This is a genomic window from Verrucomicrobiota bacterium (assembly GCA_039192515.1).
GTDB lineage: Bacteria > Verrucomicrobiota > Verrucomicrobiia > Methylacidiphilales > JBCCWR01 > JBCCWR01.
Window position 1 is genome coordinate 1 of record JBCCXA010000107.1, and the last position, 1,504, is coordinate 1,504.

The window sequence follows — 1,504 nt, forward strand, 5'->3', positions numbered from 1 at the left end:
AAATCCTATCCCTAGAGGGTGGAGTGGGCCGCATTTGCAAATAAGTTCTGATATTAGCTGATTAGAAATTTAGGGAAAATTGCGGCGTTGTTGCATGAAGTATAGCTAGATAAATGATCCCCCGATTTTAACATTAATTTAAACTGTTCGTGGCACGCTGACGGGCATACCTATCATAGTCATCAAATTAAGAGCTCTACACATGATGGAACTCTCGGTAGATTGCCTTGAAAACTCCCTCGATCTCAGCTTTGACCCAAATATTTGCTTCACCCTAAACATAGCTGTTTCAGCAAGAGATCGACGCGAGTACCCTGATTCACGTTTCCACTTCTTTTTCCCCTGTTTTTTAACGGCTCGAACTACCTCATCACGAGCAAGACAAGGCTGCTTGGAGTTGCCGTGCTGAGCAATCACAGCACCCTCTCTTGGCGGAATGAGTGGTATCGCACCTTTTTGCTCAATAAAATCGAAGGATTGATGAGAGTCATACGCGCCATCAGCAGCAACGCTTTCGAGATCATCGACGCCGGCTAGCAAATCTGGGAGAACCTCATTATCGTGGACGTCGTTAGTTGTCAGAGCGTGAGCAACAATTTCATGAGTATCGGGATTGACCGCCAAATGCAGTTTGCGCCAGGTCCGACGCTTGCCAACCCCATGGGTACGTACCTTCCATTCGCCTTCGCCGAAGACTTTCAGGCCGGTGCTGTCGATGACTATGTGAGCAGGTTTGCCTGAGCGGGGTAACTGGACGTCCAAATCCTTAGCACGGCGGCAAAGGGTCGTGTAGCAAGGGATATCCAGTTTAAGCCCCATCATCTTGAAGATACCAGTCAAGAACCCTCGGGTTTGTCGGAGAGGAAGATGGTAGATGGCACGAAGAGTGAGGGCACAGAGAATGGCGCTCTCATTGTAAAGGAACTGGGCACCGTGTTTGCCTACTTGCGGATCGGCATACCAGGACTCTAAGGTATTCTCCTCAACCCACACGGTGATGTCGCCGCGGTGGCAAAGGGCTTGATTATATTCCGGCCAATTTTGGACTTGGTATGCTACTTTCCCCACGAGCACCTCTCTGTAGAAGGTTCTCTAGAGTGTGCTCAACCTTTCTTTGTTCATCAATATCAAATAATTACCGCCATTTTGTATGCTTCTTTGTCTAGCCTAAGGGCTTCATGCAACAACGCCCCAAGAAAATGTTCAAACTTTCCGCGGGAATAAGCGCCTTGTGCTAAACCCGCATAAATCCCAAAATGTGATTGCGACATCATCCATGTTGTTGAAGGATTATCCTCAGTGTCATTGTCTTCAGCTGCAGAGTAACCGTAGTAAGAATTTCTAAAAGTAAGTGAACAGAAAAAAATTTCATTTAAGGCCACTAATAGTAATAGCAAGCGCTTACTTAAAATGATAGGACAACCCTGCAATTTAATATTCTCCCCGTTGAAGATTATCAAACAATTTATAATGAAATGGTTTTGTTAAAATACTACTATCAGAT

Annotated in this window: 2 protein-coding genes; both read right to left on the minus strand. The window is 45.5% G+C overall.

What is annotated here, in order from left to right; genetic code table 11:
* Positions 1-138: 138 nt before the first annotated feature.
* Positions 139-1,074 carry an IS5 family transposase gene (locus AAGA18_16265; protein ID MEM9446896.1) on the minus strand — a complete coding sequence of 312 codons (936 nt, stop codon included), beginning with the start codon at positions 1,072-1,074 and terminating at the stop codon, positions 139-141.
* Positions 1,075-1,127: 53 nt separating this feature from the next.
* The gene (locus tag AAGA18_16270) at positions 1,128-1,382 is read right to left on the minus strand and encodes a hypothetical protein (protein ID MEM9446897.1); all 255 of its coding nucleotides are present in this window, start codon (positions 1,380-1,382) and stop codon (positions 1,128-1,130) included.
* Positions 1,383-1,504 lie beyond the last annotated feature (122 nt).